At 70.9% G+C, this 21,994-nt stretch carries 17 protein-coding genes; 7 read left to right on the plus strand and 10 right to left on the minus strand.

Annotation, left to right across the window (positions count from 1 at the left end):
* The first annotated feature begins 135 nt into the window (after nucleotides 1-135).
* Both lnt and ACZ6ZP_RS12300 read left to right on the plus strand, forming a co-directional pair.
* Nucleotides 136-1,743 carry an apolipoprotein N-acyltransferase gene (gene lnt, locus ACZ6ZP_RS12295; RefSeq protein ID WP_469406651.1) on the plus strand — a complete coding sequence of 536 codons (1,608 nt, stop codon included), beginning with the start codon at nucleotides 136-138 and terminating at the stop codon, nucleotides 1,741-1,743.
* 10 nt (nucleotides 1,744-1,753) lie between these two features.
* The gene (locus tag ACZ6ZP_RS12300; RefSeq protein ID WP_351157672.1) at nucleotides 1,754-2,227 is read left to right on the plus strand and encodes an NUDIX hydrolase; all 474 of its coding nucleotides are present in this window, start codon (nucleotides 1,754-1,756) and stop codon (nucleotides 2,225-2,227) included.
* A 17-nt stretch (nucleotides 2,228-2,244) separates the two neighbouring features.
* Here the strand turns inward: ACZ6ZP_RS12300 and ACZ6ZP_RS12305 are convergent, their stop codons facing one another.
* The 3 genes from ACZ6ZP_RS12305 to ACZ6ZP_RS12315 are packed head-to-tail and all read right to left on the minus strand — an operon-like array spanning nucleotide 2,245 to nucleotide 6,883.
* A complete protein-coding gene (locus ACZ6ZP_RS12305) occupies nucleotides 2,245-3,807 on the minus strand; it encodes a GMC family oxidoreductase (protein WP_366463295.1) in 1,563 nt (520 codons plus the stop codon).
* Nucleotides 3,808-3,830: 23 nt separating this feature from the next.
* A complete protein-coding gene (locus ACZ6ZP_RS12310; protein WP_351157667.1) occupies nucleotides 3,831-5,417 on the minus strand; it encodes an APC family permease in 1,587 nt (528 codons plus the stop codon).
* A complete protein-coding gene (locus ACZ6ZP_RS12315; RefSeq protein WP_351157664.1) occupies nucleotides 5,414-6,883 on the minus strand; it encodes an aldehyde dehydrogenase family protein in 1,470 nt (489 codons plus the stop codon). Before ACZ6ZP_RS12315 ends, ACZ6ZP_RS12310 begins: the two co-directional genes overlap by 4 nt.
* A 172-nt stretch (nucleotides 6,884-7,055) precedes the next feature.
* On the opposite strand from ACZ6ZP_RS12315, the gene ACZ6ZP_RS12320 reads away from it, so the two are divergent.
* The gene (locus ACZ6ZP_RS12320) at nucleotides 7,056-8,243 is read left to right on the plus strand and encodes a methyltransferase (protein WP_383826116.1); all 1,188 of its coding nucleotides are present in this window, start codon (nucleotides 7,056-7,058) and stop codon (nucleotides 8,241-8,243) included.
* Between the two features lie 45 nt (nucleotides 8,244-8,288).
* On the opposite strand, the gene ACZ6ZP_RS12325 is transcribed toward ACZ6ZP_RS12320, so the two are convergent.
* A complete protein-coding gene (locus ACZ6ZP_RS12325; RefSeq protein ID WP_351157660.1) occupies nucleotides 8,289-9,119 on the minus strand; it encodes an oxidoreductase in 831 nt (276 codons plus the stop codon).
* 102 nt (nucleotides 9,120-9,221) lie between these two features.
* On the opposite strand from ACZ6ZP_RS12325, the gene ACZ6ZP_RS12330 reads away from it, so the two are divergent.
* The 3 genes from ACZ6ZP_RS12330 (at nucleotide 9,222) to ACZ6ZP_RS12340 (ending at nucleotide 12,747) form a co-directional block, all read left to right on the plus strand.
* Nucleotides 9,222-10,145, plus strand: coding sequence for a LysR family transcriptional regulator (locus ACZ6ZP_RS12330; protein ID WP_469406653.1), 924 nt, complete (start codon nucleotides 9,222-9,224; stop codon nucleotides 10,143-10,145).
* Nucleotides 10,146-10,270: 125 nt separating this feature from the next.
* A complete protein-coding gene (locus ACZ6ZP_RS12335; RefSeq protein ID WP_469406654.1) occupies nucleotides 10,271-11,593 on the plus strand; it encodes an MFS transporter in 1,323 nt (440 codons plus the stop codon).
* Nucleotides 11,594-11,637: 44 nt separating this feature from the next.
* On the plus strand, nucleotides 11,638-12,747 hold the full coding sequence (locus ACZ6ZP_RS12340) for a glycoside hydrolase family 43 protein (RefSeq protein ID WP_469406656.1): 1,110 nt from the start codon (nucleotides 11,638-11,640) through the stop codon (nucleotides 12,745-12,747).
* On the opposite strand, the gene ACZ6ZP_RS12345 is transcribed toward ACZ6ZP_RS12340, so the two are convergent.
* The 6 genes from ACZ6ZP_RS12345 to ACZ6ZP_RS12370 all read right to left on the minus strand — a co-directional run bounded on the left by ACZ6ZP_RS12345 (nucleotide 12,713) and on the right by ACZ6ZP_RS12370 (nucleotide 19,489).
* Nucleotides 12,713-13,789, minus strand: coding sequence for a class I SAM-dependent methyltransferase (locus ACZ6ZP_RS12345; RefSeq protein ID WP_468613408.1), 1,077 nt, complete (start codon nucleotides 13,787-13,789; stop codon nucleotides 12,713-12,715). The two genes, ACZ6ZP_RS12340 and ACZ6ZP_RS12345, sit on opposite strands and share 35 nt — an antisense overlap.
* A 167-nt stretch (nucleotides 13,790-13,956) precedes the next feature.
* Complete coding sequence (locus tag ACZ6ZP_RS12350; RefSeq protein WP_469406659.1) at nucleotides 13,957-15,240, minus strand: FAD-binding protein; 1,284 nt, start codon at nucleotides 15,238-15,240, stop codon at nucleotides 13,957-13,959.
* A 58-nt stretch (nucleotides 15,241-15,298) separates the two neighbouring features.
* Complete coding sequence (locus ACZ6ZP_RS12355; RefSeq protein WP_361472272.1) at nucleotides 15,299-16,330, minus strand: LacI family DNA-binding transcriptional regulator; 1,032 nt, start codon at nucleotides 16,328-16,330, stop codon at nucleotides 15,299-15,301.
* Nucleotides 16,327-17,232 carry a carbohydrate ABC transporter permease gene (locus ACZ6ZP_RS12360; protein WP_361472275.1) on the minus strand — a complete coding sequence of 302 codons (906 nt, stop codon included), beginning with the start codon at nucleotides 17,230-17,232 and terminating at the stop codon, nucleotides 16,327-16,329. The genes ACZ6ZP_RS12355 and ACZ6ZP_RS12360 overlap by 4 nt, the downstream gene beginning before the upstream one ends.
* A complete protein-coding gene (locus tag ACZ6ZP_RS12365; RefSeq protein ID WP_469406661.1) occupies nucleotides 17,229-18,173 on the minus strand; it encodes a carbohydrate ABC transporter permease in 945 nt (314 codons plus the stop codon). The genes ACZ6ZP_RS12360 and ACZ6ZP_RS12365 overlap by 4 nt, the downstream gene beginning before the upstream one ends.
* A complete protein-coding gene (locus ACZ6ZP_RS12370; RefSeq protein ID WP_351157642.1) occupies nucleotides 18,170-19,489 on the minus strand; it encodes an ABC transporter substrate-binding protein in 1,320 nt (439 codons plus the stop codon). Before ACZ6ZP_RS12370 ends, ACZ6ZP_RS12365 begins: the two co-directional genes overlap by 4 nt.
* A 200-nt stretch (nucleotides 19,490-19,689) precedes the next feature.
* Here ACZ6ZP_RS12370 and ACZ6ZP_RS12375 point away from each other — a divergent pair, with 200 nt between their 5' ends.
* On the plus strand, nucleotides 19,690-21,711 hold the full coding sequence (locus ACZ6ZP_RS12375) for a beta-galactosidase (RefSeq protein ID WP_399981491.1): 2,022 nt from the start codon (nucleotides 19,690-19,692) through the stop codon (nucleotides 21,709-21,711).
* Nucleotides 21,712-21,994: the final 283 nt, after the last annotated feature.

Consider the following 21,994-nt stretch of genomic DNA (forward strand, 5'->3'; position numbering starts at 1 on the left):
GATGTGGACATGTTGCGCAGGAACGATCCGTCAATCACGTGGACGAAAACACCTGCCAGGCGACCGGTCGGCGGTCGAAGCGGCCGGGCACGACCGTCCTGTCCGTGTCCAAGTGACGCGCCGTACACTCCCCGAGTGACCGCCACCACCACCCCCGTAGACGAGTCGGAGCAGCTCGGACCGCAGCCCGCGCCCGTCTCGCGCACGGCCCGCCTTCTGCGCGCGCTCGTCCCGGCCGCCGCGGCGGCACTCTCCGGAGTGCTGCTGTACGTCAGTTTTCCGCCACGCACCTTGTGGTGGCTGGCTCTGCCGGCCTTCGCGGTGTTCGCCTGGTGCCTGCACGGCCGCGGCTGGAAGGCGGGCCTCGGGCTCGGCTACCTCTTCGGCCTCGGCTTCCTGCTGCCGCTGCTGGTGTGGACCGGCGTGGAGGTCGGGCCCGTACCCTGGCTGGCGCTCGCCGCGATCGAGGCGATGTTCGTCGCCCTGGTCGGAGCGGGCATCGCCGCCGTCTCCCGGCTGCCCGGCTATCCGCTCTGGGCGGCCGCCCTCTGGATCGCCGGCGAGGCGGCACGCGCGCGCGTGCCGTTCAGCGGGTTCCCCTGGGGCAAGATCGCCTTCGGGCAGGCGGACGGCGTCTTCCTGCCGCTGGCCGCACTCGGCGGCACCCCGGTGCTCGGCTTCGCGGTGGTCCTGTGCGGCTTCGGCCTCTACGAGACCGTCCGCCAGGCCCTTGCCGCACGCGGTACCGGCTCCGTACGCCGGGGCGCCGCGGCAGCGGCCCTGCTCAGCGTGCTCGTCCCGGTCGCCGGCGCCTTCGCCGCGCGTCCGCTGGTCAGCGACGACGCCGAGGACGGCACCGCGACCGTCGCGGCCATCCAGGGCAACGTCCCGCAGGCGGGCCTGGAGTTCAACGCCCAGCGCCGCGCCGTGCTCGACCACCATGTGCGCGAGACCGAGCGGCTCGCGGACCGGGTGAAGGCGGGCAAGGCGAAGCAGCCGGACTTCGTCCTGTGGCCGGAGAACTCCTCCGACATCGACCCCTTCACCAACCCCGACGCCCGCGAGGCGATCGAGCGCGCGGTCAAGGCGATCGGCGCCCCCATCTCGGTGGGCGGAGTCGTCGAGTCCAAGGACGGCAGGCTCTTCAACGAGCAGATCCTGTGGGACCCGAAGAAGGGCCCCACGGACACCTACGACAAGCGGCAGATCCAGCCCTTCGGCGAGTACATCCCGCTGCGCGACGTCGTGGGCTTCTTCAGCAGCGACGTCGGCATGGTGCGCCAGGACTTCAGCCGCGGTACGAAACCCGGCGTCTTCACCATGGCGGGCACGAAGGTGGGCCTGGCCACCTGCTACGAAGCCGCCTTCGACTGGGCCGTGCGCGACACCGTCACCCACGGCGCGCAGCTGATCTCGGTGCCCAGCAACAACGCTACGTTCGACCGCAGCGAGATGACCTACCAGCAGCTGGCCATGTCGCGCATCCGTGCCGTCGAGCACAGCCGCACCGTCACCGTCCCGGTGACCAGCGGCGTCAGCGCGATCATCATGCCGGACGGCCGGGTCTCCCGGAAGACGAAGTGGTTCACCGCCGACTCACTCGTCGAGGAGGTGCCGCTGCGCTCCTCGCAGACCCCGGCCACCCGGTCCGGCACCCTGCCCGAAGGCCTCATCGTGCTCATCGCCGTCGGCGGCCTGGGCTGGGCGGTGACGGGCGCCGTACGGGCCAGGCGCGCCCGTTAGGGTCGACGGCATGGCTACTCCTGACTTCATCCGCACGATCCGGGCCGACGCCGGCCACCAGCTGTTGTGGCTCCCCGGGGTCACCGCCATCGTCTTCGACGACGAGGGCAGAGTGCTCCTGGGACGGCGCTCCGACAACGGCAAGTGGTCGGTCATCGGCGGCATCCCGGACCCGGGGGAGCAGCCCGCCGCCTGCGCCGTGCGCGAGGTGTACGAGGAGACCGCGGTGCACTGCGTGCCCGAGCGCATCGTGCTGGTCGAGGCCCTGGAACCGGTGACGTACCCCAACGGCGACACCTGCCAGTTCATGGACATCACCCTGCGCTGCCGCGCCGTCGGCGGCGAGGCCCGCGTCAACGACGACGAGTCACTCGAAGTGGGCTGGTTCGCCCTGGACCAACTGCCCGACCTGCACGAGTTCGGCCTCTTCCGGATCAAGCAGGCCATGGCGGAGGAACAGCCCTCCTGGTTCGACCGCTCCTGAGCCCGCGCCGCCCGAGATCAGCCCGACTTGATCATGTCGGCGCACTTCTCGCCGATCATCATCGTGGTGATGCACGGGTTGACCGCGGGCAGGAACGGCATCACCGACGCGTCGGCGACGCGCAGGCCCGTGACGCCCTTGACGCGCAGGTCGGGGTCGAGGGGGGAGTCCGTGTCGCTCGTCGCGCCCATGCGGACCGTGCCCGCCGGGTGGTAGACGGTGTTGTGGGTCTGGCGGATGTAGGCGAAGAGCTCGTCGTCGGTCGTGGCGTCCGGGCCGGGGGCCAGTTCCGCGCCCGCCCAGGCGGCCATCGGGGCCTGGGCGGCGATCTCGCGGGCCAGGCGCAGGCCGTACGTCATCACGCGGATGTCGTGCTCGTGCGTGAAGTAGCGCGGGTCGACCTTCGGCTTGTCGCGGAAGTCGCGGGTGCGCAGCCGCACCGTGCCCATGGAGCGGGCCCGGGTGACGTTCGGGGTCAGGCAGAAGGCGTTGTCGGTGGTGGGATAGCCCCGCCGGTAGGTGTTCATGTCGAAGGGCACCGAGCCGTAGTGGAACATCAGGTCCGGGCGGTCGAGGCCCGGTTCGGTGTCCGCGAAGATGCCGATCTCCCACCACTGCGTGGAGGCGGTCACCATCGGCTGCTTCGCCTCCCACATGATCACGCCCTCGGGGTGGTCCTGGAGGTGGGCGCCCACTCCGGGGGAGTCCACCCGCACGTCCACGCCGCATTCGCGCAGGTGGTCGGCCGGCCCGATGCCCGAGAGCATCAGCAGCTTCGGTGAGTCGATGGCCCCGCAGGCCACGATCACCTCGCGGCGCGCCGCGACCCTGCCGCTGTGCACGGTGTCGGGCTCCAGGTACTCCACGCCCGTGCAGCGCCGGGCCTGGTCGAACAGCAGCTGCTTGGCCTGTAGGCCGGTGCGCACCTCGAGGTTGGGCCGCTTGCCCAGGATCGGGTGCAGATACGACACCGAGGCCGACGAACGGGTGCCGTCCGGGCGGGAGTTGATCTGGAACCAGTGTGCGCCGCGCGTGACCGTCTTGCCGGTGTTGAACGGCGTGGTGGGGATGCCCGCCGCCGCACACGCCTCCAACAGGGCCGATCCGCATGGGTCGTTGGGCGGCACGCTCATGATGTTGACCGGGCCCGAGCGGCCGTGGTGGTCGCCGGGCGCGTCGTTGGTCTCCAGGCGCTGGTAGAGCGGGAAGCAGTCCGCCGCGCTCCATCCCGTACAGCCCAGGGAGCCCCACTCGTCGAGGTCCTCGGCCGGTGCCCAGAAGGCGATGCAGGAGTTGTGCGAGGAGCAGCCGCCGAGCACCTTGGCGCGGGCGTGCCGCATGAAGCTGTTGCCGTTCTCCTGCGGCTCCACCGGGTAGTCCCAGTCGTATCCCGACTCCAACAGGGCCATCCACTTGGTCAGTTGGAGGATGTTGTCGTCGCCGACGTCCGAAGGGCCGGCCTCCAGCACGCAGACGCTGACGGCCGGGTCCTCGGTCAGCCGCGCGGCGACGACGGCGCCTGCCGTGCCGCCGCCGACCACCACGTAGTCGAACTCGGACTGAGGGCTCTCTGCGGGCATGACGACTCCAGATCAGAGGGGGTTCAGGGGGCGGCCGGCGGCGGGGGAGGCGTGGGGTCGGCGGCCTCGAAGCGGTGCTCGGCGAGCACGCCCGTCTTGTGCCGCTGCACGAACCAGTAGTAGGCGAAGCCGCCGAGCGCGACGATGCCGACGAAGAGGAACGCGCCCCAGCGCAGGTACCAGTGCTGCGGTCCGGTCGCGTTGTAGACCTCCGCGCGGGGCCAGGCCAGGTTGAGGGACATGGCCGCGCCCCAGAGCACCGCGATGATGTTGATCGGCAGGCCGAACCTGCCCAGCGAGAACGCGCCCTCCTTGGGCTCCCACTGGCCGCGGAACCGCTTGATCAGCATGGGCACGGTGACCAGCAGATAGGCCACGTAGATCATGATGATCGCGATGCTCGTGATCACCGAGAAGATCTGCGGCTGGTTGATGTTGATCACCAGGATGACCAGACCCACCACACCGATCAGCACGGCGGGCACCACGGGGGTCTGGAAGCGGGGGCTCACCTTGGCCAGGTGCGTGCCCGCCGGCAGGTTGTTGTCCCGCGCCATGGCGAACATGAGCCGGATGCCGGCGGCGTGCACGGCAAGGACGCAGACGGTGATGGCGACCACCACGCACCACAGGAAGATCTCGCCGATGGTCGAACCGAGCGTGTCGAGGACCACGTACTGCAGCCCGCCCGTCGTCAGCTCCTTGGACTGCAGGTCCGGCACCGACATCAGCGCGAAGAGCAGGATGAGACCGCCGATGAAGAAGGACGCGATGAGCGCGCGCAGGATGGCGCGGGGCGCGTTCTTACCCGGATTGTGCGACTCCTCGCCGAGCGACGCGGCGGTGTCGAATCCGTACATCACGTACGCCGACGCCAGCGAGGCGGTCAGGAACGCGCCGAAGTATCCGAGGCTCTGGCCGGCGCCCGTGCCGTTCGTCTCGGTCAGGACGCTGCTGGGGCCGCGGGTGATGTGCGCCGCGAGGAAGACGATCAGGCCGACGGCGGCGATCAGCTCGATGAAGACACCGGCGGAGTTGATGCGTGCCATGAGCTGGACGCCGAAGGCGTTGATCGCCGTGGAGAAGGCGATGAGCACGGCGCCCAGGAGCACCGCGTTGGCCGCCGCGTCGTTCTTGCCGGTGCCGTCACCCACGAACTGGAACCAGTCGGAGATCTGCGGCAGCGTGATCTGGTAGGCCAGCGCCACCGCCGACAGCGACACCATGGTGGCCGTCATCATCATCCAGCCGCCGAGCCACCCCACGTGCGGGCCGCCCATGCTCTTGGCCCAGTTGTAGACCGAACCGGCGACCGGATAGCGGGCGGCCAGCTCGCAGAAGCACAGGGCCACCATCAGCTGACCGGCGAAGACCATCGGCCAGGACCACCAGTAGGCGGGGCCGCCGAAGCTGACGCCGAAGTAGAACAGCTGGAAGGTGCCGGTCAGGATCGAGATGTAGCTGATCCCGGCCGCGAAGGTATGGAAGTTGCCCAGGGTCCGCTTGAGTTCCGGGCGGTAGCCGAGCTCGCCGAGCGCGTCGTCGTCGTGCTGGCCCTGCGTCCTCTCCGGGACGGCGGGGTCCGGTCCTGGGCCGGTTTCCGTGCTCATGCGAACCACCTCTGCGGGGTCGGTGCGAGGTTGCGCCAGATGTGCTTGGGCTCTTGGTACTCGGCCAGACCCGCGGGCCCCAGTTCGCGGCCGAAGCCGGACTGCTTCATGCCGCCCCACTCCGCCTGCGGGACGTAGGGATGGAAATCGTTGATCCACACGGTTCCGGCGCGCATCCGGGCCGCCACGCGCTGCGCCTTGGGGGTGTCCTGCGACCAGACGGCGCCCGCGAGTCCGTAGACGGTGTCGTTGGCGAGCGCGACCGCCTCCTCCTCGTCGCGGAACCGCTCGACGGTGAGCACCGGGCCGAAGGACTCGTCGGTGACCACGGACATGCCCGGGGTGCACTCGTCGAGCACGGTCGGCGGGTAGTAGTAGCCGTCCTTCAGCGCCGGATCGTCGGGGCGCGCGCCGCCGCAGCGCAGCACCGCGCCCTCGGCGATGCCGGCCGCCACGTACGCCTCGACCTTCTCGCGGTGCGCGGCGGAGATCAGCGGACCCGTGCGGGCGTTGAGGTCGAAGGGCCCGCCGAGGCGGATCTGCCGCGCTCGCTCGACCACCTCGTCGACGAACCGGTCGTGCAGCGAGTCCTCGACGAGCAGGCGCGCCCCGGCCGAACAGACCTGGCCCGAGTGCAGGAAGATCGCCATCAGGGCGTAGTCGACCGCCGCCTCGAAGTCGGCGTCGGCGAAGACGATGTTCGGATTCTTGCCGCCCAGTTCCAGGGCGACCTTCTTCACCGTGGGGGCCGCGGCGGCCATGATGCGCCGCCCGGTGACGAGACCGCCGGTGAACGACACCAGGTCGACCCGCGGATCCTCGCTCAGCGGGGCGCCCGCGGTGGGGCCCGCGCCCAGGATCAGGTTGGCGGCCCCGGCCGGCAGCCCGGCCTCGGTGAGCAGCCGCATCAGGATGATCGCGGTGTGCGGGGTCAGCTCGCTGGGCTTGAGGACGAAGGTGTTGCCCGCGCCGAGCGCCGGGGCGACCTTCCATGCGGTCTGCAGCAGCGGATAGTTCCACGGAGTGATCAGCGCGCAGACCCCGACCGGCTCGTGCACCACCCGGCTGTCCACTTCCGTGCTGCCCGCGTCGACGATGCGGTCGGTGCCGCCCGACGCCGTCAGGTTGCCGAAGTAGCGGAAGCAGTTGGCGATGTCGTCCATGTCGTACTCGCTCTCCACGAGCCGCTTCCCGGTGTCCAGGGATTCGGCGCGGGCGAGCGCGTCCTTGTCGCGTTCGAGGAGGTCGGCCACGCGCAGCAGCAGCCTGCCGCGCTCGGCCGCCGGGGTGGCGGGCCACGGTCCACGGTCGAAGGCCTCACGCGCGGCGGCGATCGCCGCCGCCGCGTCCTTGGGCCCGGCTTCGTCGACGGTGGCGACCAGGGTGTTGTCCGCGGGGCAGCGGATCTCCCGTACCTGCCCGTCCGCGGCAGTGGTCCATGTTCCGCCGATGAACAGCTCCGGCATGACGGCTCCTCGGGGATGGGATGCGCGGGTGCTCCACGAAAGGACGGTAAGGAGAACGGGCCGCTTTCGCACTACAAGAGCCGCTATTCGGCGCAGCGGTCTCGCTCCGCCCCGGCAGGATCAGGCGTCCGCGAAGATCGTGTGCGCGCCATTCCGATAGCCTGAAGGCACGATGAACCAGCTGAGCACGTCATGGGGCGCGTACGACCTCACACGATTTCCCGAGGACCGACGCGACCCGCTGCGCGCCTGGTCCGCCGCCGACGCCTACCTCCTGCGGCATCTCGCGGGCGAGAGCGAGCCCGCGGGCGAGGCGCGGGACGCGGCCAAGCCCGTCGACCTCTCCGGCACCGTGGCCGTCGTCGGCGACCGCTGGGGCGCGCTGACCACCGCGCTCGCCCAGCACGCGCCGACGCTGATCACCGACTCGTTCCTCGCGCGCGAGGCGACGCGGGCCAACGTGGCACGCGCCGGGTTCGCACCGGACGCGGTGACGCTCTCGACCACCGGCGACGCCCCGCCCGGCCGGATCGACGTCCTCCTGGTCCGCGTACCCAAGAGCCTCGCGCTCCTGGAGGACCAGCTGCACCGCCTGGCACCCGCCCTGCACGCGGGCACGGTCGTCATCGGCACCGGCATGGTCACCGAGATCCACACCTCGACGCTCGACCTGTTCGAGCGGATCATCGGTCCTACGAAGACGTCGCTGGCCCGGCAGAAGGCGCGGCTCATCTTCAGCACGCCCGATCCGCAGCGCGACGCGGGCCCCAGCCCCTGGCCGCGCAGCTACGTCCTGGACGCCGACTCCGGCGTGGGCTCCGGGCTGACCGTCGTCAACCACGCGGGCGTGTTCTGCGCCGACCGCCTCGACATCGGCACCCGCTTCCTGCTGCGCCACCTGCCGACCGGCACGGGCGCCGCGCACATCGTGGACCTGGGCTGCGGCAACGGCGTGCTGGGCACGGCCGCCGCCGTCGCCGACCCCGAGGCCACGGTCACCTTCATCGACGAGTCGTATCCCGCCGTCGCCTCGGCAAAGGCCACCTTCCGGGCGAACGCCGCCGACTCCACGCGGGCGCAGTTCATCGCGGGCGACGCGCTGTCGGCCGCACCCGCGGGGTCGGTGGACCTCGTCCTGAACAACCCGCCCTTCCACAGCCACCAGGCCACCTCCGGCGCGACCGCCTGGCGGATGTTCAACAGCGCACGCGCCGCGCTGCGCCCCGGCGGCGAGCTGTGGGTCGTCGGCAACCGCCACCTCGGCTACCACGTGAAGCTGCAGAAGCTCTTCGGCAACGCCAAGGTCGTCGCCGGCGACCCCAAGTTCGTGGTGCTGCGGGCGGTCAAGCGCGACCGCTGACACCCACGACAGTCATCACACCCGCTGGCGCCCGGTGGCGCCGCCTCAGGCGTCGAAGGCCGTCGCCCGCGTGACCTTCTCCCACGCGGCGATCTCCGCGCGGACCGTGTCGAGGTGCCCGACGACCGCGTCCACGGCGTCCTCGCCCAGCGGCAGGCGCAGCGGAGTCTCGTCGGCGTCGAGCGCGGCGATGATCGCGGCGGCGGCCTTCGCCGGGTCGCCGGGCTGCTCGCCGTCGCCGCCCGCGACCATCGCGCGGGTGGCGCCCGCCGTCGCGGCGTAGTCGGGTATCTCGACGGGGCTGGCGCTGGTGTTGCCGAACAGACTGGTGCGGAACGCGCCGGGCTCCACGACCAGGACCTTGATGCCGAGCGGCGCCACCTCGGCCGCCAGCGCCTCCGACATGCCCTCCAGGGCGAACTTCGTGCCGCTGTACGCGGAGAATCCCGCGAAGGACATCTGCCCGCCCATGCTGCTCATCTGCACGATCGCCCCCGAGCGCCGCGCCCGCATGTGCGGAAGCACGGCGCGGGTCAGCGCCGCCGGGCCGAAGACGTGCACGTCGAACAGGGCGCGCAAATCGGCGTCCGAGTCCTCCTCCAGGGCGCCGACGTGGCTGCGGCCCGCGTTGTTCACCAGTACGTCGACGCGGCCGTGCCGGTCGGCGACGTCGCGCACGGCGGCCTCGATGCCGGCCGTGTCGGTCACGTCCAGGGTGAGGGCCTCGACCTGGTCGGGGTGGGCGGTGACCAGGTCGTCCAGGGAGGCCGCGTCGCGGGCGGTGGCCACGACCACGCCGCCCGCGGCGACGGCCGCCTCGGTGATCGCCCGGCCGAAGCCGCTGGTCGCACCCGTCACGAGCCATACCTTCGTCATCACGAACTCTCTTGTCCTGCGGGCCGGTTCACCCGTTCCCGGCTACGTGGATCATCCTCGGGTGGAAGTCGCTGGCCCGTCCAAGACCTGACGTGATAGCTGATGGTTATGGACCTTCACGGCAGAGACGTACACAGCAGGGACCTGCGCTACTTCGTCGCGGTGGCGCGGGAGTTGCACTTCACGCGGGCCGCCGAGCGGCTCTTCGTCTCGCAGCCCGCGCTGAGCAAGCAGATACGGGCGCTGGAGCGGCAGCTGGGTGCCGAGCTGTTCGTGCGGGACCAGCGCGGGGTGCGGCTCACCGCCGTGGGTGCGGCGCTCCTGCCGCGCGCCCAACAGGTGCTTGCGGAATGGCAGTTGGCGGTCGAGGCGGTGGAGCGGGCGAAGACCGAGGAGCGGGCCACGCTCTGTGTGGGCATGAGTACACGACCGGCTCGCGGCGGCCTGTTGCCCGCGGTGCGGTCCCGCTTCAGCGAGGCCCATCCGTCCGCCACCATCCGGCTGCGGCAGGTGAGTTGGCAGGACCCGAGCGCGGGTCTCGCGGACGGCGCGGCGGACGTGGCCTTCGTCTGGCTGCCGCTGCCCGACCTGGAGCGCTACGCGTGGGTGGTGGTGGCCGAGGAGCCGCGCCATGTCGCCCTTCCCGGCACGCACCGCCTCGCGGACCGGGACGAGGTCGACTTCGCCGATCTCCTCGACGAACCCTTCCTCGCCCTGCCCGAGGCCGCGGGCGCGCTGCGGGACTACTGGCTCGCCCTGGACGCTCGCGCGGGCCGCCCGCCCCGTATCGGCGCGGAGATCGCCAGTACCGACGAGACGTACGAGGCGCTGGTGGACGGCCGTGGCGTCTGCCTGGTGGCCGCGGGCAACGCACCCCTGATCACGCTCGGCGGCGTCGTCACGCGCCCAGTCCGCGGCATCGCGCCCAGCCGGTTCGCGCTGGCCTGGCGCGTGGGCGAGGACCGCCGCCCGCTGGTGAGCGCGTACATCACGGCGTGCTCGGAGGCGCTCGGAGGGGACGCGTAACGGCCCTCCGGGCGTTTCTCGTCGCAACCGTTGACCTTGCCCCAACACCCCCTTACCGTTTCGGCGTTCGGAGTATCAGATGGCGTTCGAAATCACGAACGTCGGCGTGAGGGGACGCTCGCACCATGGAGCGCACAGTGCTCAAGAAGACCGCGTGGCGGCTGCTGCCGTTTCTCGGTCTGCTGTATGTGATCGCCTACATCGACCGCTCGAACGTCGGCTTCGCGAAACTGGAGCTCCAGGCCGAACTGGGCGTCAGCGCCACGGCGTTCACCCTCGGCCAGGTCTTCTTCTTCACCGCGTACGCGATCTTCGAGGTGCCCAGCAACCTCATGCTGCACCGCGTCGGCGCGCACCGCTGGATCGCACGCATCCTGCTGACCTGGGGCCTGGTCACCATCGCCACGGTCCTCGTGCAGAGCACCTGGCAGTTCTACCTGGCCCGCTTCGCGCTCGGCGCCGCCGAGGCCGGGTTCTTCCCCGGCGTGCTCTACTACCTCTCCCGCTGGTTCCCCGGCATCCACCGGGGCCGCGCCATCGGCGCGTTCATGCTCGCCGCGCCCGTGTCGTTCATCGTCGGAAACCCGCTCATGGGCGTCCTGATGGACCTCGACGGGACCTGGGGCCTGACCGGCTGGCAATGGGTGTTCCTGGCCACCGGCATCCCCGCCGTGCTCATCGCCCCGGTCGTCCTCGCCCGGCTGCCCGCGGGACCGGAGCAGGCCCGCTGGCTCGACGCCGATGAACGCCAGTGGCTCACCGACGCCCTGGCCGCCGACCGGGCGGAAGCGGGCGAGCAGCCGCGGCACGCCCTCGCGGTCCTGCGCGACCGCCGCGTCCTGACCGCCGCCGTGTTCTTCCTCGCCTTCCCGCTGTCCACCTACGGCCTGTCCTTCTGGCTGCCCACGATCATCGACGGCTTCGGTGACCTGACGAGCACCGAGATCGGCTTCGTCTCCGCCGTTCCGTACGTCTGTGTCGCCGCCGGACTCGTCGTCGTACCCCGCCTGGTGGCCCGCCGCGACACCCCCTATCTCTGGACGGCGGCGATGCTCGGCCTGACCGTCGCCGGGTTCACCGTCACCGCGCTCTTCGGCTCGCCCGTCGTGCAGATGCTCGGCCTGTGCGCGGCCGCCGTCGGCGGATACGCGGCGCAGCCCGCCTTCTGGGCGCTGATCCCGCGCTTCTTGACCGGAGCCGCGGCCGCCGCAGGCATCGCGGCGGTCAACGCCGTGGGCAACCTCGGCGGCGGGTTCGGTCCGCTGGGCATCGCGGCGGTCGTCGACTCCACCGGCAGCGCGCTGACCGGCCTGCTGTTCCTGCTCGCGGTCGCGGTCCTGGGCCTGCTCGCCGTCCCCCTGCTGCGACGCGCCCTGAGCGCACCGCCCCGGCCCCCAGCCGTACCGCTCTCCGAGGCGCACGCCGCCACGGAGAAGTCCCTCCCGTAGACCCGAACCGGTCGACCCCGGCCGCCTGATCCTTACGGAGCCGCATGAGCCACAGTGAAGTACCCAGCCGCAGAACCGTGTTGCGAGGAACGCTGGCCGCCGGAGCCCTTGCCGCCGCACCGACGGCGCTCTCCCAGGCACCCGCCCACGCCCAGGCACCCGCCCACGCCGCGTCCCGGGCCGCCGCCTACCGCAACCCGCTCGTCGAGCAGCGCGCCGACCCGCACATCACCCGCCACACCGACGGCCACTACTACTTCACCGCGACCTCCCCCGAGTACGACCGCATCATCCTGCGCCGCTCCCGCACCCTGCGCGGCCTGACCCGGGCGGACGAGTCCGTCATCTGGCGGCGGCACACCAGCGGCGACATGGCCTCGCACATCTGGGCGCCGGAACTCCACCACATCAACGGCAAGTGGTACATCTACTTCGCCGCGGCACCCGCCGACGACGTGTGGAAGATCCGCATCTGGGTCCTGGAGAACACCAACGCCAATCCCTTCAAGGGGAGTTGGACCGAGAAGGGGCGGCTCACCACGGCCTGGGACACCTTCTCCCTCGACGCCACCACCTTCACGCACCGCGGCAGCCGTTACCTGTCCTGGGCGCAGTACGAACCCGGCATGGACAACAACACCGGCGTCTTCCTGTCGCGCATGGCCAGCCCCTGGACCCTGACAGGACCTCAGATACGCCTGACCACACCCGAGTACGACTGGGAGTGCATCGGCTTCAAGGTCAACGAAGGACCCTCCGTCATCCAGCGCAACGGCCGCGTCTTCCTCTCCTACTCGGCCTCCGCCACCGACTTCAACTACTGCCTGGGACTGCTCACCGCCGGTTCTCGCAGTGACCTCATGGACCCCGCATCCTGGTCCAAGTCGCCGACCCCCGTCTTCACCAGCAACGACACGACCAAGCAGTACGGCCCGGGCCACAACTGCTTCACCGTCGCCGAGGACGGCCGCACCGACGTCCTCGTCTACCACGCCCGCCAGTACAAGGACATCGTCGGCGACCCCCTGCACGACCCCAACCGCCACACCCGCATCCAGAAGCTCGGCTGGAACGCGGACGGCACCCCGGACTTCGGCATCCCCGTCGCCGACGCGGACATCAGTGGCTCCGCCGTGCCACGTAGTAGACGTTGAGGATGTCGCCCTCCACCTGATGGACCTCGACGTCGCCGAATCCGGCCTCGGCCAGCATGCGCAGGGCGGTCTGCCTGCCCCACACCGTGCCGAGGCCGGCGCCGCCCTCGCCCAGGGAGACGGTCATGCAGTAGAAGACCGAGAAGGTGTAAAGGGCGGGGCCCAGCGGATGGCCGAGGTTCTCCTCCAGCTTGCTCGATGCCGCGATGTCCCCCATCAGGAACACCCCGTCGTCGCGCAGGGCGCCGGTGATCGCCGACAGAGTGCGCGCCGGGCGGGCCAGGTCATGGATCACGTCGAAGGCGGTGATCAGGTCGTAGGAGCCGGTCAATTCGGCCGAGTCCGCCACGTCGAACCGGACGTTTGCAAGGCCCAGCCGCGCGGCCTCGTCGCGAGCCGCCGCGATGCCGGTCTCGGACATGTCCACGCCACGGAAGCGGCTTGCGGGGAACGCCTGGGCCAGGACGATCACCGCATGCCCCTGCCCGGTGCCGACGTCCAGCACGTCGATGCCTCCACGCAGCCGCTCCGGGAGGCCGGGTGCCACCGGGATGATGCCGTCCACCAAGGCGGCGTCGTACACCCGCGCGGTCTCCTCGGCCTGGAGCTCCTGGAAGCGCGGATAGGACGAGTACGGCACGCCGCCCCCCTTGTGGAACGACTCGAGGACCTGATCCTCGACGTTGCCCAACAGGGCGAGGTCCTGCAAGAAGGCGGCCATGTTGTCGGGCCCGGCGGCCCGGGCGAGGGAGGCGGCATGCTCGGGCGGCAGCCAGTACGTGCGGTTTTCCGGGGCGTACTCGACGACGCCGCCCACGGTCATCCCGCCGAGCCACTCCCGTACGTAGCGCTCATTCAGACCGGCGGCCTCGGCGATCCGCTCGCTGGTGGCCGGCGGCATGCCGGACAGCACGTCGAACAGTCTCGTTCGGTGACCCAGGCTGCACAGATATCCCAGGCAGGAGTCATTGAGCACCTCGACCATCCGCTCCGCGAACCGCTCCTGTCGCACCGGGTCGAGGTCACGTGTCTGCGCGGTCATCTCGCTCCCCATCCTTCGGCCCGGGAGCGGCGGGCAGGCGCTCTGCCACGGCTGGCCGAATCGCCGGATTTATTACAATTTTACGCCGGAACTCCGAGGATGGCCCGGAGTGGCCGTGAGCCGCCGTAGAGCTGCCGTGGCCTGCCGTGGGCCGTCATGGAGCCGGGTCACCGGAGAAAGGGACGCACGAAAGAGTGCACGAAGGCATTGCGGAACTTCCCTCGCGGGTCGAGGCGTTGGGCCAGGGTCGCGAAATCGGCCGCGTGCGGATAGCGGGCGCCCAGCTCGGCGGGGTCGGCGGCGAACACCTTGCCCCAGTGCGGCCGGGGAGCGAACGGCGCCAGACACTCCTCGACGAGCGCGACCACCGGGAGCACGGCCGCCGCATCCGGCACCCACGTGAAGTGGAACGCCACGGTGTCCCGGCCGTGGGCGGGGCTCAGCCACTGGGTGTCGGCGGCGACGGTGCGCACCTCGCACACCTGGAGCACGGGCGCCACCTCGCCCCTGAGGGCGTCCAGAGCGTGCAGCGCGGCCAGGGCGTGCTCGCGCGGCAGCAGATACTCCGACTGGAGCTCCGCCCCGCTGCTCGGCGTGAACTCGGCCCGGAAATGCGGCAGTCGCTCGTGCCACGGCCCCGGCACGCCCAGCTGCTCGGTGCAGTTGACGGCGGGCACGCCCGGCACCGGGTGCCGGGCCTCGCCCACGGGTACCGCCCAGGGGAAGCCGACGGCGGCATCGCCGCGCTGCTTGAGCCACACCTGGTCGAAGCGCGGCCCGTGCCAGTCGGTGAACAGGCTCACGCTGTACGCCGCCGACGAGACCGCTTCGAAGTCGACGTCCACCAGGGCGAGTTCGCCGAAGACGTGCTGGCTCACCGCGTAGTCCGGCTCCAGGTCGAGGGTCAGGGCCAGGACCACCCCGAGCGCGCCGAGCGAGACCACCGCGCCGTCGAACCCGTCGTCGCCACGGCTCAGTACGCACGTCTCCCCGTCGGCGGTCACCAGCTCCACCGCGCGCACGGCCTCCGCGAGGGACTGATTGGCGTTGCCCGAACCGTGTGTCCCGGTGGCGACCGATCCGGCCACCGAGATGTGGGGCAGCGAGGCCATGTTGGGCAGCGCGAGCCCGTACGAGGCGACGTGCCGCGCGAGCTCGGCGTACCGCACCCCGCCCGACACACGCACCGTGCGCGCCGTGGTGTCCACGTCGATGGACGGCTCCAGGGCGGCGAGCGAGAGCAGGGCGGTGTCCGTGCCGTCGCCGTCCACGTCGGCGATCCGGTTGAAGGAGTGGCCGCTGCCCAGCACCCGCACCTGGCGGCTGCCCGCGACCAGGGCCCGCAGGGCGGCCTCGGAGGTGGGCCGGTGCAGCTCACGGGCCGAGAAGGTGATGTTTCCGGCCCAGTTGGTCACGGCACCGTCCCGGCCGGTGGCCAAGGCGTCAGTCATGTTCGGGTCCCTCCCTCGCGGCTGCGGGAAGGCACCCCGGCAGCCTCGTCCTCGTACGTCAGGCCGATCCGCGGATCACGAGCTCCGTCGGCAAGATCACGGCGGCCGGGTCCTCGCCGCCTATCTGGGCCAGCAGCACCCGCACCATCTCGGCGCTGATGCGGTCCCACGGCTGGCGGACCGTCGTCAGCTCGGGGCGGGCGGTCAGGGCGGCGGGCGAGTCGTCGAAGCCGCCGACCGCGATGTCCTGCGGGACGCGGCGGTCCGCGCGGTGCAGGGCGGTGAGGACGCCCTGCGCCATGAGGTCCGACGCGACGAACACGGCGTCCAGGTCGGGCGCCCGCTCCAGGAGCCGGGTGGCGGCGGCCTCGCCGCCCGCCCGGCTGTAGTCGCCGGACACGATGAGCCGCTCGTCGGCCGCGATGCCCTCCTCGGCGAGGATCTCCCGGTAGCCCGCGAGCCGGTCCACGCCGCCGGGGGTGTCCAGCGGCCCGGTCACCGTGCCGATGCGCCGCCGCCCCAGGGAGAGGAGATGGCGCACCATGTCGCGGGCGCCGTCCCGGTCGTCCGCGGCGACATAGCTCACCTTCGAGGCCTGACCGATCGGCTTCCCGCACGCCACCAGCGGGACCCCGGCCTCCCGCAGCTCGTCCGCGACGGGGTCGCCGGAGTGGCTGGAGACCAGGAGCACCCCGTCGACGTGGCCCGCGGTGATGTAGCGCGTGATGCGGCGCCGCTCGTCCGGGGTGCCGGCCAGCATCAGGAGCAGCGGGATGTCGTGCGCGGCGAGTGCCTGTGTGCAACCCCGCAGCAGCACATTGAAGTTGGGGTCCTCGAAGAAGCGCTCCTGCGGTTCGGTCAGCAGGAAGCCCACCGAGTCGGAACGGCCGGTGATCAATGAGCGGGCGTGCCGGTTGACGACGTAACCGGTCTTGCGGATGGCCGCGTTGACGGCCTCCTGGGCGGACGGGCTCACGTAGTGGCCGCCGTTGAGGACGCGGGACACGGTGCCGCGCGAGACGCCGGCCTCGCGGGCCACGTCATGGATCGTCGGCGGCCTGCGCCTGCCCCCCGTTGCGTGCATGGTCACGACTTTACGGCTCCGGACAGCAGGTCGAGGCTCCAGAAGCGCTGGATGACCAAGAAGAGGGCGATGAGCGGTACGACGGCCAGCAGGGCGCCGGTGATCACGAGGGTATAGAGCGCGGGGGTGTTGGAGCCCTGTTCCAGGAGCGTGAACAGGCCGAGCGTGATGGGGAACTTCTCGTCGTCGCTGAGCATGATGTAGGGGAGCAGGAAGTTGTTCCACACCGCCACGAACTGGAAGAGGAACACCGTCACCAGGCCGGGCACCATCATCGGCAGCGCGATCCGCGTGAAGATCCGCCACTCGCTCGCGCCGTCCATCCGCCCCGCCTCGACGACATCGCCGGGCACGGCCGAAGCGGCGTAGATCCGGGCGAGGTAGACGCCGTAGGGGGAGAGGATCAGCGGCATCAGGACCGAGGCGTAGGAATCGGTGAGGTCGGCCTTCGCGAGCAGGAGGTACTGCGGGACGGCCAGGATCACCGGGGGCATCAGGACGCCCGCCATGAGGACGTTGAAGACGGTCTCGCGGCCGCGGAAGCGGTAGATCGCGAGGGCGTAGCCGCTGATGGCGGAGACGGCCGTGGACAGGAGTGCGCCGAGCCCCGCGTAGAGCGCGGAGTTGCCCATCCACTGCCAGTAGATGCCCTCGCGGTAGGCGGACAGGTCCGTGACGTTGTCGGTGAAGCCGCTGCCGGGCCAGAACGTGAAGGTGGAGAACAGCTCGCTGCCGGACTTGGTGGAGGCGATCACCACCCAGAGCACGGGCAGCAGGCAGTACAGGGCGCCGAGCAGCAGCACGGCGGTGGGCAGGACGGCGATCCGGCGGGGTGCGGGCGGGCCCTGCGCGGTGCCGGGGGTGGTGCCCGCGGCGGGCGCGGCCTTGCGGACGGCGAGCGAACTCATCGGGCCGCCTCCTTCTTCGTACGGGAGTTCGCGGCGCGCAGGAACCCGAAGGACAGGACGAGCGTGGCGACCGCGATGATGACGGCGGTGGCGGCGGCCGAGTTGATGTCGCCCTTGCCGAAGGCGTCCTGGTACACCTTCATCAGCGGACTCCAGGTGGTGGAGACGGAGTTGGTGAGCGGCTTGAGGGTGGTGGGCTCGCTGAACACCTGGAGCGTCGCGATGATCGAGAAGAAGAAGGTGAGCACCAGCGAGGGCGCCACCATCGGGATCTTGATGCGCAGCGCGATCTGCAGCTGTGAGCAGCCGTCCAGCTTCGCCGCCTCGTGGACCTCGGCCGGGATGGCCCGCAGCGAGGTGTAGATGACGATCATGTTGAAGCCGGTGCCGCCCCAGACCGCGATGTTGGAGAGCGCCAGATAGAGCGGGCCGCCGTCCAAAAGATCGGGTTGAGGCAGGCCCAGCTTGTCGAGGACGTAGAAGAAGGGGCTGACGTCCTGGAGGTAGAGGAAGCCCCACAGGAGCGCGGCGATGACCCCGGGCACGGCGTACGGCAGGAAGATCGCGAGGCGCGTGAAGGGCGTGAGGCGTACGCGCTCGGTGTCCAGGAGCAGGGCGAAGAGCAGGGCCAGGCCGAGCATCACGGGGATGACGATGGCGCCGTACCCGAGCACGCGCAGTGTTCCGTGCAGGAGTTCGGAGTCGGTCAGCGCGTCGGTGTAGTTGCCGATCCCGGCCCACACCTCGCGCCGGGCGTCCTTGCCCAGGCCCAGGCCCTTCACCTCGACCTTGTGCAGGCTGAGCCAGAGGGCGTAGCCGATGGGCAGCGCGAAGAAGAGCGCGAAGAGCAGGGTGGCGGGGAGCAGGAACGCGTACGGGGCGCTCTTGACCCCGTACTTGTACCCGTACGACGTCCTGCGGCGGGGGCGTGCGGAGGTCACGGCGCGACTCCGAAGCCCTGCTTCTTCAGGTCGGCCACGGTGGTGTCCTGCATGGTGTCCAGGGCGTCGCCGAAGCCGGACCTGCTCTTGGCGGCCGAGCCGAAGGCGTCCTTGAACGAGGTGTACGCGACGTTCACGTTCGGGCCCCAGGCGCCGGGAGCCGCGGTCTTGGCGATCTCGGCGGCCTGCGGGTAGAAGTCCTTCTGTCCTGCGAAGAAGGCCGGGGGCTCGGTGAAGGCGCCGCTGGTCTGGGCGGCGGTGGCGGCAGGGTAGATGCCGCCTTCCTTCGCGAGCGCGTCCAAGGCCTTCGGGTCGGTGTTCAGCCAGGCGGCGAACTTGGCGGCGGCCGTCTTGTGGCCGCTGTCGGTGGTGACGGCGGTCGAGGAGCCGCCCCAGCTGCCGGTGGTGTCGTCTCCCTTGGACCACTGCGGCAGTGGCGCCATGGCCCACTTGCCCTTGGTGTCGGGCGCGGCGGTGGTGAGGGTGCCGGGTGCCCAGACGGCGCTGACCCAGGCGATCTGCTTGCCGGTGTTCAGGGCCTTGTTCCAGGCGGGGGTGTACATCGGCTGGTTGTCGATGGCGCCCTCCTTGACGAGGCCGCCCCAGAAGTCGGCGACCTTACGCGTGGGCGCGTCGTCGATGCCGACCTTCCACTTCTCGCCCCGGGTGGTCCACCACTTGGCGCCGGCCTGCTGGGCGAGGCCCGCGAAGAGCCCGGAGTCGTTGGCGGAGAACGTGGTGAGGTCCTTGCCGGGGGCCTTCTTCTTGAGCGCGCGGGCGGTCCCGGCGAACTCGTCCCAGGTGGTGGGGACCTTGAGGTCGTACTTCTTGAACAGGTCGGCGCGGTAGTAGAACATCATCGGCCCCGAGTCCTGCGGCACGGCGTACACCGCGTCCGAGCCGAGCGTCGTCTGCTGCCAGACGCCCTCGGGGAACTCGCCCTTCACCTCGCCCACTTCACCGGATATGTCGGCGAGCGCGTCATTGCTGACCAGGGTCGGAAGCGCTTGATACTCGGCCTGGACCAGGTCGGGGGCCTTCTTGGCCTTGTGGGCGGTGAGGATCTTGGTGACGAGGGTGTCGCCGGACGCCTGCTTCTTGACCGTGACCTGGATCTGTTCCTTCTTGCCCGGGCCCTCGTTCCACAGATCGACGACCTTGTCCATGCCGGGCGTCCAGGCCCAGTACGTCAGGGAGGCGGGGCCCGACTCCTGCCCGCTCCCGTCGTCCGACGAGCCGCAGGCGGTGAGGGCCGCGGCGCCGAGGGTCAGGGCGAGCGAAGTGGCGTAGAAGCGGCGGTGCTTCGTGAACGGCATGGATGGTCTCCCCTTACCGGGTGGCTGTGCCTGCTGCGACGAGCGGCCTGCCACGCATCTGTGAGCGTTCACAGTAGAGAAACATCCAGGACACTTGTCAATGGTTGTTGCTGTGCGGTTATGTTGAACTCAGAACCGCGAAAGTGTGTGTGCACGTTCCCAATTGATGACCCAACTGATCGATGACTCGGGAGAGATCCATGCCGGAGACCACCCCCACGGGCCTGCCCGGGCTCGCCTTCGGTGGGGACTACAACCCCGAGCAGTGGCCGGAATCCGTCTGGCGCGAGGACATGGCCCTGATGCGCGAGGCCGGCGTCACGATGGTGAGCGTCGGGATCTTCTCCTGGGCCCTGCTCGAACCGTCGCCCGGTGCCTACGACTTCGGCTGGCTCGACCGGGTGCTCGACCTCCTGCACGAGAACGGCATCCGCGCCGACCTGGGCACCCCGACGGTGGCGCCGCCCGCCTGGTTCTACCGCGCGCACCCCGAAGCGCTGCCGGTCACCGCCGAGGGCGTGCGCCACGAATTCGGCTCACGCGGCGCCATCTGCCACAGCAACGCCGCCTACCGCGAGGCGTCCGCAGCCATCACCGAGCAGCTCGCCCGCCGGTACGCCGAGCACCCGGCGCTCGCCATGTGGCACGTCCACAACGAGTACGGCGTGCCGGTCTCCGCCTGCTACTGCGCCTCCTGTGCCACGCACTTCCGGAGCTGGCTCCGGACCACGTACGGGAGCGTGGAGGCGGTCAACGAGGCCTGGGGCACGGCCTTCTGGGGGCAGCGCTACGGTTCCTTCGAGGAGATCGAACCGCCGCGCGCCACCCCCACGGTCGGCAACCCCGCCCAGGCCTTGGACTACCGCCGGTTCGCCGACGCCACCCTGCGCGAGAACTTCGTGCGCGAACGCGACATCCTGCACCGCCTTGCCCCCGGCGCCCCCGTCACCACCAACTTCATGACCGCGCTCAGCCAGTGCGACTCCCTGGACTACTGGGCCTGGGGCCGCGAGGTCGACCTCGTCACCAACGACCACTACCTGATCACCGACGGCCGCCGCACCCACGTCAACCTCGCCATGGCCGCCGACCTCACGCGCTCCGTCGCGGGCGGCGCCCCCTGGCTGCTCCTGGAGCACTCCACGTCCGGCGTCAACTGGCAGCCGCGCAACCCGGCCAAGGCGCCGGGACAGATGGCCCGCAACTCCCTGGCCCACGTGGCGCGCGGCTCCGAGGGCGCGATGTTCTTCCAGTGGCGCCAGTCGCGGCGCGGCGCGGAGAAGTTCCACTCGGCGATGCTGCCGCACTCCGGAACGGACTCCCGCGTCTGGCGCGAGGTCGTCGAACTGGGCCGGTCCGTCGGTGAGCTGGCGCCCCTGAAGGGTACGCGGACCGTCGCCGACGTGGCGATGCTGTGGGACTGGCACTCCTGGTGGGCGCAGTCCCTGCAGTGGCGGCCCAGCGAGGACCACGACGCGCGCGAGCGTGCCGACACGTTCTACGAGGCCCTGTACGACCGCCACCTCACCGTCGACTTCGCCCACCCCGAGGCCGACCTGTCGGCCTACCCCCTGGTGGTGGTGCCCGCGCTGTACCTGGCGACGGAGGCCGCCGCGCTCAACCTCAAGGGGTACGTGGCGCAGGGCGGCACCCTCCTCGTCTCCTACTTCTCCGGCATCGTCGACGAGCACGACGCCGTGCACCCCGGGCCCTGCCCCGGCGCCCTGCGCGACGTGCTCGGCCTGACCGTCGAGGAGTTCTCGCCGCTGCTCGACGGCGATTCGGTGCGCATCACAGGACCCGGCGGCGCCGCACTCACCGGGGACGTGTGGACGGAGTTCGTCGTGCCGCGCGGCGCCGAGACGGTGTGGACGTACGCGGACGGCCTGACCGCCGGACACCCCGCCGTCACCCGCAACCGACTGGGCGAGGGCACCGCCTGGTACGTCTCCACGCGCCTGACCGCCCGCGACCTCGACACCCTGCTCGCGGACGCCTGCGCCGACGCGGGCGTCACCGAGCGGCCCGAACTCCCGCGTGACGTCGAGGTGGTGACCCGGCACGGCGACACCGGCACCTACGTCTTCGCCGTCAACCACACCGCGTCCGACGCCAAGGTGCCGCTCGACGCCCACGGCACCGAGCTCCTCACCGGCGAGCGCGCGGCCGGCCGCCTCGCGGTGCCCGCGGGCGCCGTACGGGTCGTCCGCCTCGACGGCTGACGCCCCCCAGACGCCGGGCGGGTCCGTGGGGGACCCCACCCGGCCCGGTGGCGCCGCGCCGGGACCTTCGCGCGCGGCGCCACCACCCCCCTGCCCCCACCCCAAGTACCGCGAAGTCGAAGGGACATCGACGATGTACGGAAACGGAACGACACCCGGTTCAAGCGGGGCGCGCGGCTCAGCCGGGGCACCTGACTCGCCCGGGGCACCTGACTCGACCGGGGCGCTTGGCCCAACCGGGGCACGCGGCGCACGCGCCACCCGCAGAGCCGTCCTGGCCGCC

This window comes from Streptomyces sp. NPDC054047 (genome assembly GCF_055585065.1).